This window comes from Paenarthrobacter sp. E2MeOHC11 (assembly GCF_058744955.1).
Genome location: NZ_CP196673.1, coordinates 1,290,326 through 1,305,231 on the forward strand (window position 1 = coordinate 1,290,326; position 14,906 = coordinate 1,305,231).

General features: G+C 65.3%; 13 protein-coding genes. 7 read left to right on the forward strand and 6 right to left on the reverse strand.

Annotation, left to right across the window (positions count from 1 at the left end):
* Positions 1-16: 16 nt before the first annotated feature.
* Together ACSSVG_RS05910 and ACSSVG_RS05915 are read left to right on the forward strand one after the other, a co-directional pair.
* The gene (locus ACSSVG_RS05910; protein WP_492419153.1) at positions 17-1,027 is read left to right on the forward strand and encodes an ROK family protein; all 1,011 of its coding nucleotides are present in this window, start codon (positions 17-19) and stop codon (positions 1,025-1,027) included.
* Positions 1,024-1,710, forward strand: a complete 687-nt coding sequence (locus ACSSVG_RS05915; protein WP_492417845.1) for an N-acetylmannosamine-6-phosphate 2-epimerase — start codon at positions 1,024-1,026, stop codon at positions 1,708-1,710. The genes ACSSVG_RS05910 and ACSSVG_RS05915 overlap by 4 nt, the downstream gene beginning before the upstream one ends.
* A 60-nt stretch (positions 1,711-1,770) precedes the next feature.
* Here ACSSVG_RS05915 and ACSSVG_RS05920 read toward each other — a convergent pair whose 3' ends face one another.
* Positions 1,771-2,601, reverse strand: coding sequence for a sulfurtransferase (locus ACSSVG_RS05920; protein WP_492417847.1), 831 nt, complete (start codon positions 2,599-2,601; stop codon positions 1,771-1,773).
* Between the two features lie 155 nt (positions 2,602-2,756).
* Between ACSSVG_RS05920 and ACSSVG_RS05925 the strand changes: the two genes are divergently transcribed.
* From ACSSVG_RS05925 to ACSSVG_RS05945, 5 genes are all read left to right on the forward strand, one after another.
* Complete coding sequence (locus tag ACSSVG_RS05925) at positions 2,757-4,214, forward strand: dihydrolipoyl dehydrogenase family protein (protein WP_492417849.1); 1,458 nt, start codon at positions 2,757-2,759, stop codon at positions 4,212-4,214.
* A gap of 70 nt (positions 4,215-4,284) precedes the next feature.
* The gene (locus ACSSVG_RS05930) at positions 4,285-5,142 is read left to right on the forward strand and encodes a P-loop NTPase family protein (protein ID WP_231341360.1); all 858 of its coding nucleotides are present in this window, start codon (positions 4,285-4,287) and stop codon (positions 5,140-5,142) included.
* Complete coding sequence (locus tag ACSSVG_RS05935; RefSeq protein WP_492417851.1) at positions 5,139-7,175, forward strand: YhgE/Pip family protein; 2,037 nt, start codon at positions 5,139-5,141, stop codon at positions 7,173-7,175. The genes ACSSVG_RS05930 and ACSSVG_RS05935 overlap by 4 nt, the downstream gene beginning before the upstream one ends.
* The gene (locus ACSSVG_RS05940; RefSeq protein ID WP_492417853.1) at positions 7,172-7,804 is read left to right on the forward strand and encodes a TetR/AcrR family transcriptional regulator; all 633 of its coding nucleotides are present in this window, start codon (positions 7,172-7,174) and stop codon (positions 7,802-7,804) included. Before ACSSVG_RS05935 ends, ACSSVG_RS05940 begins: the two co-directional genes overlap by 4 nt.
* A 76-nt stretch (positions 7,805-7,880) precedes the next feature.
* On the forward strand, positions 7,881-8,453 hold the full coding sequence (locus tag ACSSVG_RS05945; RefSeq protein ID WP_492417855.1) for a hypothetical protein: 573 nt from the start codon (positions 7,881-7,883) through the stop codon (positions 8,451-8,453).
* A 78-nt stretch (positions 8,454-8,531) separates the two neighbouring features.
* On the opposite strand, the gene ACSSVG_RS05950 is transcribed toward ACSSVG_RS05945, so the two are convergent.
* The 5 genes from ACSSVG_RS05950 to ACSSVG_RS05970 are packed head-to-tail and all read right to left on the reverse strand — an operon-like array spanning position 8,532 to position 14,869.
* Positions 8,532-9,950, reverse strand: coding sequence for an NAD(P)/FAD-dependent oxidoreductase (locus ACSSVG_RS05950; RefSeq protein ID WP_253466492.1), 1,419 nt, complete (start codon positions 9,948-9,950; stop codon positions 8,532-8,534).
* Between the two features lie 39 nt (positions 9,951-9,989).
* Positions 9,990-11,594 (reverse strand): dipeptide ABC transporter ATP-binding protein, encoded by a 1,605-nt coding sequence (locus ACSSVG_RS05955; RefSeq protein ID WP_492417857.1) that lies wholly within the window; start codon positions 11,592-11,594, stop codon positions 9,990-9,992.
* Complete coding sequence (locus ACSSVG_RS05960) at positions 11,591-12,448, reverse strand: ABC transporter permease (protein ID WP_492417859.1); 858 nt, start codon at positions 12,446-12,448, stop codon at positions 11,591-11,593. The genes ACSSVG_RS05955 and ACSSVG_RS05960 overlap by 4 nt, the downstream gene beginning before the upstream one ends.
* Positions 12,445-13,473 carry an ABC transporter permease gene (locus ACSSVG_RS05965; protein WP_374110783.1) on the reverse strand — a complete coding sequence of 343 codons (1,029 nt, stop codon included), beginning with the start codon at positions 13,471-13,473 and terminating at the stop codon, positions 12,445-12,447. Before ACSSVG_RS05965 ends, ACSSVG_RS05960 begins: the two co-directional genes overlap by 4 nt.
* 1 nt (position 13,474) lies before the next feature.
* A complete protein-coding gene (locus ACSSVG_RS05970; RefSeq protein WP_492417861.1) occupies positions 13,475-14,869 on the reverse strand; it encodes an ABC transporter substrate-binding protein in 1,395 nt (464 codons plus the stop codon).
* Between the last annotated feature and the right edge of the window lie 37 nt (positions 14,870-14,906).

Genomic DNA, 14,906 nt, shown 5'->3' on the forward strand with positions numbered 1-14,906 from the left:
TTCCATGACCGCTTCCATGACCCATGTGATCGGCGTTGACCTCGGCGGCACGAAAACCGCCGCCGGGGTTGTTGCCCCTTCTGGCGACGTGTTGATGTCGGAGACCATTCCGACGTTGAACCGGGCTGGTGGCGAAGCCATCCTCGATGCCACCGCTGCAATGATCGCGGGCTTGGTGGAGCGCGCTGCCGACGCCGGACTTTCGGTTTCCGGCGTCGGCATCGGCTCCGCGGGGGTTATTGACGCTGTTGTTGGGTCCGTTGTGTCTGCGACCGACGCGATTCATGGCTGGGCCGGGACTGCGCTTGTGGCCGGGCTTGCTGCGCGGCTTTCGCTGCCGGCTGCTGCGGTGCGGGCCGTCAACGACGTCCATGCGCACGCTCTCGGCGAAGCCTGGCTTGGTGCGGCGGCAGGTTCCTCCAGCTCACTCATGGTGGCGTTCGGGACGGGCGTGGGCGGCAGTTTTGTCTTGGACGGCGCTCCCGTCTTGGGGCACCGTTTTGTCGGCGGGCATGTGGGGCACTTTGCTTCACCCTTTGCGGTGTTTTCCGGGCGTCCTTTGGCCTGCGTTTGCGGTGGAACCGGGCACGTCGAGGCGATCGCTTCCGGGCCAGCCATCCATGAGGCGTACTTGCGGTTTGGCGGGTCTTCGGACGAGGCTGTGGACACCCGGGGCGTGTTTGCCCTTGCCTCTTCTGTCCCTGACGCGCACGACGGCGGTGCTGGCGCTGACTCCGCTGGCAGCCGCGCCGCCGCTGTGCGTGCCATCGGTGTTGGCGCAGCCGCTGCCGGACAAGCCGTGGGCGGACTCATCAACATCCTTGACCCTGAAACTGTGGTGGTCTCCGGTGGTCTGGCCGACGCCGGAGAGCTCTGGTGGAATCCCATGGAAGCTGCCCTGCGCCAGGAACTCCTTGCCCCGTTGACTTCCGTGCCCGTAGTCCGGGCCACCCTTGGCAACACAGCCGCCATCGTTGGCGCTGCGAAACTCGTCCTTAAGCAGTCCGTAAGTAAGGGAACATCATGATCCTCACACCCGAAGGCCTTGAAGCCCTCCGCTCCCAACTGATCGTTTCCTGCCAGGCATACCCCGGCGAGCCCATGCGCGATCCCCGCACCACCGGCCAGGTGGCCGCATCGGCTGTCATCGGTGGCGCTGCGGCTGTCCGCGTACAAGGGCTGGCTGACGTGCAGTTCACGCGTGCCGCCGTCGAAGTTCCGGTCATTGGCCTCTGGAAAGATGGCCACGACGGCGTGTTCATCACCCCCACGCTCCGTCATGCACTCTCCGTGGCGAATGCCGGGGCTCATGTGGTGGCGATCGATGGAACGCGCAGGGCACGCCTGGATGGGCTTTCCCTCGCCGAAACGGTGGCCGGCATCCACGCTGGGTCCCACGCGCTGGTGATGGCCGATTGCGGGTCCCTCGACGACGCAGCGGCAGCTGTTGAAGCCGGGGCAGACCTGATCGGGACGACATTGGCCGGCTACACCGGCGAGCGCCCGAAAACGAACGGCCCGGACCTGGATTTGTTGGAGCAGATCGCTTCCGCCGGACTGGGCAAGCCGCTCATCGCGGAGGGCCGTATCCATACCCCGGCTCACGCGCGGCAGGCCCTTGATGCCGGTGCGTTCGCCGTAGTGGTGGGGACTGCGATCACCCACCCGGCGTCGATTACGGGCTGGTTCAAGGGCGCACTGCACGCGTAACCCTGTGTTGCTAGGCCCGCTCTGCGCCCCAAAACCCACGCCAAGCCCGCAAAGCAGGCCTCACAACCCCGGTGACACCCCCGCCACTGGCCGCTCCTGCGCGCGGGAGTACTGGGACCATCCGCCGACGAACAGCTTGCCGTGGCCCATTCCCAGTTGTTCCATCATCAGCAGGTTGTGGCAGGCGGTCACCCCTGAGCCGCAGTAGGAGACAGTGTTCCCTGCGGACGAAACGCCAGCGCGTTCGAAGTTCGCGCGAATCTCAAGCTCGGGCAGCAGATGTCCCAATGGGTGGAGGTTTCCGCGGCACGGGACGTTCACGGCCCCGGGTATGTGTCCAGGGCGGGGGTCCACGGGATCCTGGAGTCCATCGAAGCGGTCACGGTTGCGCGCGTCGATGACGGGGTACTTGCCGTCAGATACCTCGGAGATATCGGTGAGCAGGCGCCCGGGCCAGGATTGTGCCGAGAAAAACCCTCTGCGTGGCGGAGGTGTTTGGGCTGTGAGCTCTCCCGGATAAGCGGCCATGCCTCCGTTGAGGATCGCTGCATTGTGTCCCGTCGACCGGAGCATCCACACGAGCCTGGCCGCGATGACTCCACCTGCGTCGTCGTAGGCGATCACCGCGTCCGAGTCCCTGATACCCGCTTGCCGCATGCCCTCGGCGAATACTTCGGGGTCCGGCAACGGGTTCCTCCCGGCCTCAGGGGATGCCGGCCCGGACAACCACTGGTCCAGGTCGATGAAGACGGCCCCGGGAAGATGGCCGCGCCGATACGCATCGCTCCCGGATGAGCCATCGAGATACCAGCGGCAATCGGCAAGAACGAACTTCCCGGGGTTGTCCGCGCACCAACTCCAGTCGACAAAAGGTTTCAGCTCTTCTTCCATGCACCCCAGATTAGTCAGCCGTTCCATACTTTGAGATACAGATCCCACTATTCGGACAAACTGCCACGTGCGAGGCCCGCTCTGCGCCCCAAAAGCCACCTCAAGCCCGCAAAGCGGGCCTCACAACGCGTGCTCACCCGGCGTAGGCTTTCCCCATGACTGCCGAGAGCTCCCGGGAATTCGATGTAATCGTGATCGGCGCGGGCGCCGTGGGGGAAAACGTAGCGGACCGGGTGGTCCGAGGCGGCCTGACGGCGGTGATTATCGAGAGCGAATTGGTGGGCGGCGAGTGCTCCTACTGGGCGTGCATCCCGTCCAAGGCATTGCTCCGGCCAGGAAGTGTCCTGCACGCCGCGCAAGTTGTCCCGGGCGCGTCCGAGGCCGTTACCGGGGTGGTCGATGCCCAGGCCGCACTCAAGCATAGGGATTGGTTCACCAATAACTGGCAGGACGGCAGCCAGGTGGAATGGCTGGACAGCGCCGGCATCGAGTTGATCCGTGGACGCGGCCGCATCACCGGCCCCCGCGAGGTCCAGGTTGATGGCCTCGACGGCAACAGCTACGCGCTCAAGGCACACCATGCCGTGGTGGTCGCGACGGGATCAACCCCCACCATCCCCGATATCGAGGGCTTGAAGGACGTCCCGTTCTGGACGACCCGCGGGGCCACGGCAGCCAAGGAAGTCCCCCGGCGCTTCACCGTGCTCGGCGGCGGCGTGGCGGGTGTGGAAATGGCGCAGGCGTTTGCCCGTCTCGGCTCCGACGTGACCCTGATTGCCCGCGGCCGACTGCTGAGCAGTTACCCGGAGGAAGCCGCGAACCTGGTCCTGGCCGGGCTCCGCGCCGATGGCGTGTCCGTCCACGTTCACACTGATGTCCAGAAGGTCGGGACGAACGACGACGGCTCGGTGACGGTCGCGTTCGACGGCAAGACAGTCACCGCCGATAAGCTCCTGGTGGCCTCGGGAAGGCACCCCGCCTTGGCCAACCTGGGCTTGGAGAATGTGGGCGTCGAGGCTCAGAACGGCAAACCACTCCGGCTTACCACCGAATCCAGCGGACTCGTTGAAGGCCCAGCGAGCGATGGCACGAGCGGGCTCTGGCTTTATGCCGCCGGTGACGCCGCCGGCAAGGTACTCCTGACCCACCAGGGCAAGTACGAGGCCCGCGCTACCGGTGACGCCATCGTGGCCCGGGCCAACGGCAAGCTCAAGGGCACGCCCCAGCCGTGGAGCCCGTGGGCCCACACCGCCAACGATCACGCGGTCCCGAGCGTGGTGTTCACCGACCCCGAGGTCGCCTCCGTGGGCCCAGGCCTGGAGCAGGCGTTGTTGCAGGGCAAGAACGTCACCGGCGTGGAACTCCCCATCAACGTATCCGGTTCCCAGCTGCACTCCCCTGATTACAAGGGGTGGGCGCAGATCGTGGTGGATGAGGATCGCAAGGTCATCCTCGGTGCCACCTTCGTAGGCCCGGGGGTGGCCGAACTCCTCCACTCGGCAACCATAGCCATTGTTGGCGAGGTTCCCTTGGACAGGCTCTGGCACGCGGTTCCCTCGTATCCCACCATCAGCGAAGTGTGGCTGCGACTCTTGGAAAAGTACGGACTCTAATTTCTATTTGAACTGACCAGTCAGTTCAGTTAGACTTTTCGCAGACACCATTTCTGCGAAAGGCTTCATTGTGCTGTCCGTACAGCAACTCCAGATCAACGGCCGCCGGGACGATCTCCTTCCAGCCACGTCCCTTCAAGTCCGCCGCGGCGAACTCCTGCTCGTTGCCGGAGAGGGCCAAGACCAGCGGACGGCCCTGGCGTTGGCCTTGAGTGGCCGCATGAAGCCAAGCAACGGCGTCCTCAGCTGGGACACCACCACCAAGACCAAGAAGATCCGCCTCGCAAGCGCCCTCGTGGACTCCCCCGGCGTCAACGAGCCCGAGCAGCACCTCAGCGTCCGCGACCTCGTCACCGAAGACCTCTCCCTCATCCCCCGCCGCTACCGCGGTGCACTGCTGAGCAAGCCGTGGCTGAAGGTCAACAGCTTCGAGGACATCGCGGGACTCTGGATCGAACAGATTCCGGCCGGCCGCCGCCTTGAACTCCTGACCGCGCTTGCCTTGGCTGATCCAGCCACCGACCTCCTCGTGGTTGACTCCCCGGACCGCCACAGCGCCGATCCCGCCGCGTGGTTGCCGCGACTTCAGGCGCTGGCGTCCGACGCCGGGCGGCCGCTTGCCGTCGTCGCCGTCGTAGGTGCCCTCCCGGACAACTGGACCGGAGCCGCAGCGGTGATCGGCAACTCTGTCGCTCACCCCCCTGAACCGGAAGCGGAACCCGCCCCCTCCGAACCTCAGCCCGCCCAGCCAAAGCCGGGCACCGCCGTCGAGCTCCAGCCGGCCGCCGAGCTCCAGCCGGCCGATGAGCCCAAAGCCAAGCACGCGGCCAAGCCGGCCCCGGAAGACCCGGAAACGCCCGAAACTCCAGCAGCACCTAAAGCCGCTGCCGAACCTGACTCCGAAAACCTCCAAAGGACTGCAAAGTGACTGTTCTGCGGCTCGCCCGCTCCGAACTCAAGCGCATGACCGGCGGGCTCCTGCCCAAGCTGACCATCCTCGCCCTGACCATGGTGCCGTTGCTCTACGGCGCCGTGTACCTTTACGCGAACTGGGATCCGTACGGCAACCTGAACCAGATCGACGCCGCTTTGGTAGTCGAGGACACAGGCGCCACATCATCGGACGGCACCGAGCTGCAGGCCGGCCGGAAAGTAGCGGACAGCCTGGTTGAGGGCCACGTCTTCAACTGGAAGCCGGTCTCCAGCGCCGAGGACGCAGACGCCGGTGTCCGCACGGGCGAGTACGCCTTCGCGCTGCGGATCCCCAAGGACTTCTCCGCCAACCTGGTCTCCCCCGGCAGCTTCGACGCCGCCAACCAGGCCATGCTTCACGTCACCACCAACGACGCCAACAACTACCTGTTGAGCACCATCGTGGACAAGCTCACCACGGCCGTGCATTCCACCGTGGCAAAGGAAGTGGGCGAGGAAACCGCCAACCAGCTCCTCACCGGGTTCGGCACCATCCATTCGTCGATCGTGAAAGCGGCGGACGGAGCCTCGGAACTGGCCACGGGCGTGGGGAAGCTGAGCGACGGCGCCGCCACCCTCCACGACGGCACCACCCAGTTGGTGACCGGTGCCGATCAACTCGTGGCGGGGCAAACCAAGCTGCGTGACGGTGCGGCGCAACTCAACACCGGCGCCAGCCAGTTGAGTTCAGGCCTCACGGAACTGAAGAACAAGACCTCCACCCTCCCGGCCGACTCCAAGAAGCTGGCCGACGGTGCCGCGCAAGTAGCCGCCGGCAACGCCGAGCTGAACGCGAAAGTCCAGGACGTCGTCGGGCAGCTTGAAGCGGCGGACAAGGGCCTCCGGAACCGCGTCGTCGAGTCCAACGCCCGGCTGGTTACCGCTGGCGTGCTGACCCAGGAGCAGGCCGACAAGGTCCTGGCGGACTTCGACGCCGCTGCTGCTTCGGGCCCCGTCACGGACGCAAAGGCCAAGATTTCCGGCGATGCCGCCAAGATCCAGCAGCTCTCGGACGGTTCGGCCGCCGTGAGCGCGGGAGCTTCCAAGCTCGCCGCGGCAACACCAACGTTGACCGACGCCATCTCGCAGGCTGCTGCCGGTGCCGGACAACTGAACACCGGTGCAGCCACGCTGGCTGCCGGCCAGCAGACCGCTTTGGACGGTGCTGCCAAGCTCGACGACGGCGCCCGCCAACTGGACGACGGCGCGGGACAGCTTGCCAGCGGTGGAGTCACAGCCTCCGACGGCGCCCACACCCTGGCCACGGAACTGGCCAAGGGCGCGGGAGAGATCCCCAACCCGAATGATGAGCAGAAGAGCAGCGTGTCCAAGGTGATCGCTGATCCTGTCGCCGTGGACAACGTTTCCCAGGCCAAGGCAGGTTCCTACGGCGCCGGCCTGGCACCCTTCTTCCTGACCCTGGCACTGTGGATCGGCGTCTTCATGCTGGTCCAGGCCATGCGGCCCATCACCCAGCGGGCCTTGGCGTCCAACGCCCCCGCCTGGAAAATCGCCGTCGGAGGCTGGCTGCCGTTCTTCGTCGTCTCGGTCCTGCAGGCCACCATCCTCACCCTCGTGGTGAACTTGGGCCTCGGCTTGAACCCCGCCCACCCCATCGGAATGTGGCTGTTCATGTTGGCCGCGGTGATGGCGTTCAGCGCGATCATCCAGGGCATCGTGGCGCTGATGGGGACACCGGGCAAGTTCGTGGTGCTGATCCTGCTGGTCCTGCAACTGGTGTCCTCGGGCGGCACGTTCCCGTGGCAGACCACCCCCATGCCGCTGCACGTGGTGCACGAGGTACTGCCCATGGGTTACGTGGTCACCGGCATGAGGCACTTGATCTACGGAGGCGAACTCAGCATGATCTGGCCGACTGTCCTTGGCCTGCTTGGATACACTTTGCTGGGAATGGCGCTGTCCACGCTCGCCGTCCGCAAGCACAAGGTGTGGACCCTCAAGACGCTGAAGCCGGAGATCGCAGTATGAGCACCACTGAGCCCGTCCCCGCCGGCCCTGCAGAAAAGAAGCTCCGGCCGGAACGCACCAACGCCACCAAGCAGCGCCTGTTTGAAGCCTCCATGGAGCTGATCGGCGAGCGCGGCGCCGCGGGGGTAACGGTGGACGAAATCGCCGCCGCGGCCGGGGTCTCCAAGGGCACTGTCTACTACAACTTCGGCAGCAAATCGGACCTCATCGCCCAGTTGCTCCGGCACGGCGTGGACATCATGCTGCTCCGGCTCCAGGATGTTCGTGGACAGGCCAGCGACCCCTTGGAGTCCATGAACAACATGGTGGGCCAGGCCATGGAATTCATGGACGACTACCCCTCCTTCGCACGCTTGTGGGTCAGTGAAAACTGGCGCACGCCCGGCGAGTGGAGCGCCGTGTTCGCCGAACTCCGTGCTGAGCTGCTGGCCGTGATCGGCTCGGCTGTGGAAAGCGTGGCGGCCGGGTACAAGGTCAACGAGTCCATTGCCCGCGGTTCCTTGGAGGCGGCGATCTTCGGGGCAATCTTTGTGGTGGGCCTGGACCGTCAGACATACAACCCGGAGCGGACCCGCGAGCAAAGCGTCGCAGCTGTGATGACCATCATGCACGGATACGTCATCAAGTAACTGGCTGTCCCTAACGGTATTCAACTGCAATGTACGACGGCGTGGCGCGGCCACTCGGTCGGCGATGATTAACCTCATGCGTCACATGGGGAACAGCGGGAAGCTTGCGGTAGTGGCCGCGTTCGTCTCCCTCGGGCTGTTGGTACTGGCAGCGGTGGTGCTCGAGGAACTGGTGTTGTACCTGTTCCTCGGCGCTGTGCTGGTCTGCTATCTTGCGTCCCTCGTCCAGGTCTTCAACCGCCGCCGCTACCTCGTGGTCCTCCTTGGCGCAGTGGGCACCAGCCTCTTCATTGGCTGCAGCATCGCGTTCCTGAGGATGTGGGGCATCGCCTTCAACCAGGATGCCAACGCCTTGGGCAGTGCCAGCAGCACCCAGGACTCCGACATCTACTTCTACCTGGCTGCCGCGGCCGGTGTTGGGACACTGGCGGTGCTGTTCCTCGGGGCCGTAGTGCCCTCGTTCGGATCGCGTGCCGCTGTCCCCACCAAACGACCCTCGACGACGGCAAAGCGCACCCCAGCGCCGCGCAAACCGGCGCCCCGCGCCGGGACACCCGCTAAGCGCCCCGCACCCCGTACGCCAACGACGCCAGCCAGGCGGCCGGCGTCGAACGCTTCCGCCCAACGCAAACCGGCCCCCAAGCGCTAACCACCCTGCGTTGCGAGGCCCGCTCTCCACGCATCCCCGGGATCTAAACGCGCAGACCAGGCCCCACAACGGGGAGACTCAGGAGTCGAAACCCAGCCCCACGGCGTCGAGCGCTTTGAGGATGAGGTTCCGTTTCCCCTGGTTGTGGTCGGCCCGGTCCATGGACCACCGGGTCAGGTTGATGCCCAGGGAGGCCAGCGGCTCAGGCGGGAATGGCAGCGGGCGTTTCCGGACCATCTCCACCCGCGTGCGCTCGGTGTCGAGGCCGGCCAAAAGATCCAGGAGCACATCGGCAGCAAACGCCGTGGCACCCACACCCAGCCCGGTGAACCCGGCAGCGTACGCCACACGCCCCTTCCGCGCAGTACCGAAGAACGCGCAGAACTGTGTGCTCGAATCGATGGGGCCAGCCCACTTGTGCGTGAACTTCAGGCCCTCCAATTGCGGGAACGTGGTGAAGAAGTGGGAGGCGATCTTCTCCCACGTGGCGGGCTGATGCTCGTGCCGCTGGTCCACCCGCCGGCCCCAGAAGTACAGGGCGTCGTATCCACCGAACAGGATCCTGTGGTCCTTGGTGATGCGGTAGTAGTGGAACTGGTTGGCCACGTCCCCGATGCCTTGCCGTTTACCCCAGCCGATGGACTCCAGTTGTTCCGCAGTGAGGGGCTCGGTCATGAGGGCGTAGTCGTACACCGGCACGGTCATGAGTTGGTTCCGCTTGAGCAGGGACGGAAACACATTGGTGCCAAGGACGACGTGCCCGGCCTCAACGCTCCCCCGTTCGGTAACCACAGTGACGCCGTCCTCATGGTCCTTGAGTTCACGCACGCGCGTGCCTTCAAAGATCCGCACACCCAACTCCGTTGCCACCCGCGCAAGTTCGAGGCCGAGCTTGTACGGATGGACCATCGCCACGGAGTCCTTGTGCCAGCGGCCCGCCAGGTAGGTAGGCGAGTTGACCTCGGCCTGGATGGCTGCCTGGTCCAGGAAGACGCTCCCCGGGCTGTCGTCGTCCTTGAGCCAGGCAACCTGGTGGGGTTCGACAGCAACGTTGAGCTCACCCGTCCGCTCCCAATCGCAGTCCAGGCCGTATTTCTCCACGGCTTCCTGCATGCGGTCCAGGTTTTCCATGCCCAGCCGGTCAAGGGTCTCCAGCTCGTCCGGCCAACGGTTCCTGCCATTCTCATGGCCGTGGGTGAGGCTGGCCTCGCAGAAGCCGCCGTTGCGGCCGGACGCGGCCCAGGCCACGTGTTCTGCTTCCACCAGGATCACTGTCCGGCCGGGGTCGCGTTCCTTGGCACGCAGCGCCGTCCAGAGGCCGGTGTATCCGCCACCAATGATCACAAGGTCGGCGGCAGCATCGCCGTCGAGCTGGGGGTAGCGAGTTGCTGAGTCCTTCAGGTCGTCGATCCAGAAAGGCCGGTGGGCGGCACCTTCCAGCGCACGGGATACGACGGCGGCCTGCGGGACATTCCGTTCGAAAACGGTGGTCTTCACGGGAGGTTCTCCTGTTTCAATCGGTGATCTAGGAACCGGTCAGGCAGAGACCGGCTCTGCGTCCCACAAGGGCCGGGGACGGGAGGCGATGAGGTTCCGGGTGTAGTCGTCTCCGGGGTCCTCAAGGATTCGCGCCGTGGGACCCTGCTCCACGATCCGGCCCTGATGCATCACGATCAGCTCGGAACAAATGCGCGAGACCACCGCGAGGTCATGGGTGACGAACAGGATGGTGAGTCCGAACTGGTCCCGCAGCTCCTCCACGAGGTCCAGCACCTGGGCCTGGACGGAGACGTCCAGGGCGCTGGTGGCCTCGTCCAACACCAAGAGCCTGGGACGGGCGGCAAGGGCTTTGGCCAAGGCGACACGCTGCCTCTGGCCACCGGAGAGGGCACGGGGCCGCGCGTCGAACCGTTCGGGCCCGATCCCCACCCGGGCCAGGAGATCGCGTGCACTGTCCTTGGCTTCCTTGCGTCCTTGCTTCTGGTGCAGGCGGAAGACATCGGCCACAGCATTGCCTACCGGAATGCGCGGGTCCAGGGAAAGGTAAGGGTCCTGGAACACAATCTGCACTTCCTTGGCCAGGACTTTCCGCTCGGAGGCCTTCAACGGCCGGTGTGGCCTGGGGACGCCGCGGAGCGTGAGTTCGCCTGAGCTGGCGGTTTCGAGGGCCACCACCAGGCGGGCAAGGGTGGACTTTCCGGAGCCGGACTCGCCCACCACCCCCAGTGAACCGCCCTCGGGAAGGCTGAAGCCGGCATCGTCCAAGGCAGTGATGACGTCGCCGCGGGGCAGTTGGTAGGTCTTGGTGAGCCCGGAAACCTGCAGCAGGGGAGATCCCGCCATCTCCGGCGCAGAACCGGCACCCACCTCAATCACAGGCGTCGCCTCCACCAGCTGCCGCGTGTAGTCCTGCCGGGGCGCCAGGAACACGGTCCGGGTTGGTCCGTGTTCCACCACTTCGCCGCGACGGAGCACGTAGACGCGTTCGCACAGGCTCGCGGCCAGGTTCAGGTCGTGCGTGATGAACAGCATGCCCATACCGCGGGACTGTTGTTCCTCGCGCAGGAGCCGCACGATCCCGGCCTGGGTGGTGACGTCCAGGGCCGTCGTGGGCTCGTCGCAGAGCAGCAGATCCGGTGAATTCAGGAGCGCAGCGGCAATCATGACCCGCTGGAGCATGCCGCCCGAGAGCTGGTGCGGGTGCTGGTCCATGAGTTCCTTGGCCCGCCGAAGCCCCACTTGCTCCAGTTGCTTCACGGCGCGTTCGGTGGCTTCGGCGCGGGCCAGACCCTCAAACCGCACGAGTGTTTCCGTGAGGAAGTCCCCCACGGTCCGGACCGGATTGATGCCGGCCCGGGGGTCCTGGAAAATCATCGAAGCATGCTTGCGGCGCAGCTCCATCAGCCGTTGCTTGCCGGCCGTCAGGGTATCGAGGCCCTGCACCGACACGAGGCCGGAGGACTGTGCACCGCCGGGAAACAAGCCCAGTGCGGCCCGGGTGGTCAGGGACTTGCCTGAGCCGGACTCCCCCACCAAGGCGACCGCTTCGCCGTCGTCCACGTGCAGGGAAACGCTGTCCAGCAGCGGCGGACGGCCCGGAAACCCGAGCGTAAAGTTTTCGATCTGCAACAGCTGGCTCATGAAAGTTTTCCTCCGATGCGGTCTGAGAGTTCCTCGCCGATGACGTTGACGGCCACCACTACCAGGACCACTACCAAGGCGGGCCAGAAGGCGGGCAGGATGTACCCACCCAGCAGGGCGCCGCGGGACTCCTCGATCATGGCTCCCCAGTCGCTGGTGGGCGGTTGGACGCCCAGTCCGATGAAGGAGAGCGCTGCGAGGTCGGCCAGCACGTAACCGAAGTTCAGCGTGGATTGGGCGCCGACTGTGGGAATGAGGTTGGGCAGCACCCTCCCCAGCACCACCCACGGCGTCCGGAACCCCAGCACGCGGTACGCCTGGACGTAGGGCCGGCTGCGTTCAGCCACCACCAGGGATTGCGCGAGCCTGGCAACGTACGGAACATAGGCGATGGTCATGGCCAGGATCGGAGCAAAGAGCCCCTTACCGAACAGGGCGATGGCGAGCATGGCCATCAGCAGTGCGGGAAAAGCGAAGAGAAGGTCGAAAACCCGGCCAAGGACCTTGCCCAGCCAGCCTTCGGACCAGCCGGCCACCAAGCCAAGCAGAAGTCCCAGCACAGTGGACCCGATCACCACGATGGTGGGTCCCAGGAGCGAGGTCCGTCCACCGTGCATGAGCCGGCTCAGGAGGTCCCGGCCCAGCGCGTCGGTGCCCAGCAGATGTTGCCCGCTGGGACCGGCCAGGACGTTGTTGAGGTCCACATAGTCCGGGTCATACGGTGCCAGGACCGGGGCGAACAGGGAAAGAAGCACGACGGCGGCGGCAACGGCGAGCGCGCCCCACGCCATGGGTGACAGGAGGCTGCCGTAACGGCGAAGGCCTGTCTGCGGCAGCTGGATGGCCAAGGTCATCGGGACTCCGTTCCGGCCGCGATACGCGGATCAATGAGGGGTTGGACGAGGTCCACCACGGTGTTCACCACAACGAACGCGGCAACCACCACCATGACGATCGCTTGGACGACGGCGAAGTCCAGCCTGTCAATGGACTGCACCAGGAGCTGGCCGATGCCGGAGAGGCCGAACGTCCGCTCGATGATCGCGCTGGAGACGAGGAGGCCGGCCACCAGCACGCCGCTGACGGTCAGGATGGGTCCCAGGGCGTTGCGTAACACGTGGCGTGCCACCACGGAACCGCGGGTGAGGCCCCGGCTGGTTGCAACTTCGACGTGTTCGCGGAGCAGTTGCTCGTTCATGGAGGAGCGCGTCACCCTGGCCACCATCGCGATGTAGGTGATGCCCAAGGCGAGTGCGGGGAGGGTGAGGTGCCAGATCCGGTCCAAGCCGCCGTCGCCGCTTCCAAAGGAGGGGAACCATCCCAGGCCTACGGAGAAGAGTGCAACCAAGGCGATGGCTGCCACGAACGGCGGAACGGCCCCGGCAGCGGTGAGGGTAATGAGGATGAAGCGGTCGCCGAAGCCCTTGTTCAGGCTGGCCACGATCCCGGCGAACAACCCAAGGATCGTGATGAACACTGCGGCCAAAGCCACGAGTTGCAGGGTGGTGGGCAAGCGGCCGAGCAAGACGTCGGAGACGTCCTGGCGGTAGGTCAGCGAGCGCCCCCAGTCTCCGTGCAGGATGCCGCCGAGCCAGTTCAGGTACTGTTCCCAGGCTGGCTTGTCCAAGCCGAACTGGCGGGTGATTTCTTCCAGTGCTTCGGGTTTGGGGCTGCGTCCCCTGAGCAGGAAACGTGCAGGGTCTCCGGGGACCAGGAAGCGGGAGAAGAAGACGGCCAGGGAGGCGACAAACAACGTCAGGGCCAAGGCCAGCAGCTTCTTCACGATGTACACGGCCGGGCGGACTGCCCTGTTCCTGGCCTGCTTACGCATGGGTTCGCCCGGCGCCGGGGTGGCCAGGACCTGTTCTGCAGCGGTCATGTCAGCGACCTCCAATCTGGGCTGCCCACGGGAAGTACATGTAGTTGATGGAGGGGTCCGCTCCGGTAATGCGCTTGCTGAGCCACATGGAGGTAACGGTCTCGTAGAGCGGCCCCCAGACCACTTCCTGGCTGGCCAGTGTGGCGGCCCGGCCCGTGAGCTTGCCGCGGGCGTCAGGGTCCTTCACGCTGTAGGCGGAGTTCACCAGGTCATCGAATTCCGGGTTGCTCCAGCCGCCGTAATTGCTGAAGTCCCCGGTCCGCAGCACGCTGTACATTTCCAGGGGCTCGGTGCTGGAGAGGTACCAGGACGTCACCAGCAGGTCCACGTTCTTGCGGGCCTCCGGGTCGGAGAACAGGGTGGTGTATTTGTCGTTGGACATGGTCTGGATTTCCGGATCCAGGCCGATCTCCTTGGCCGCGGACGCGATGGCCCGTGCCGTGATGTCGAACGCGGCATTCAGGGAGGCGGTGGCGAAGACGAACTTGCTGCCTTCGGCTCCGGCTTCCTTGACCAGCTTCTTTGCCTCTTCCAGGTCATAGGGCGTGGAGAGGAGGCCGTCAAAAGCCTGGTCCGCCGTCCCGGCCGGGACGTCCTTCCACACGCTTCTGGTGGTCAGCGCGTCCGTGCTCTTCGCGTATCCCTGCTCTGCGGCCTTGATCAGCGCGTCACGGTTGATGGCCATCATGAGCGCCTTGCGGACCCGGACGTCCTGGAAGGTCCCGGCCAGGTTGGTGAAGACCATGCTCTGCACGGAGGTGTCGTTGCCGAAGTAGAGGGACCCGGCATCCTTGCTGGCTTTCAGGATGTCGATGGCGTTGGACGGGATCGCGAAGCCACCGTCGATTTCGCCGGTCTGGAAGGCGTTGATGCGGGACGTGGCGTCCGGGAGCATGGTGAACGTGACCTGCTTCGACTTGGCTTTCAGGTCCGGGTCCCAGTAGTCGTCGAAGCGTTTCAGGGTGATGCTCTCCCCCGCTTCCCATTGCTCGAATTCGAAGGGGCCGGTGCAGTTCACGCCGGCTTTGGAGTTGCCGTAGTCCTTGCCTGTTTCTTCGAGCGTTGTGGCGGACTCCACCACACCCGGGGCGCCGACCAAGGACGCGTTGAACACATAGTCCGGGCGCGTGGTGGTGACGGTGACCTCGTAGTCGCCGGTCTTCTCGATCGACTCCACGTTTTGGTAGGACGAGGCCCAGAACGAGCCCACTTCCGGATCGAGGTGGCGGCTGAGGGACGCGACCACATCCTCTGCCGTCATTTCGCTGCCATCGTGGAACTTCACGCCCTGGCGGATGGTGTAAACCCAGGTCAAGGGATCCGGGTTCTCCACTCCCGTGGCGAGGCCGGGCGAGGTGGACAGGTCCGCATTCCACCGGAACAACGACTCACACACGTTGGACAGGACCGTGTTGTCCGGGTAGTCGAAGGCG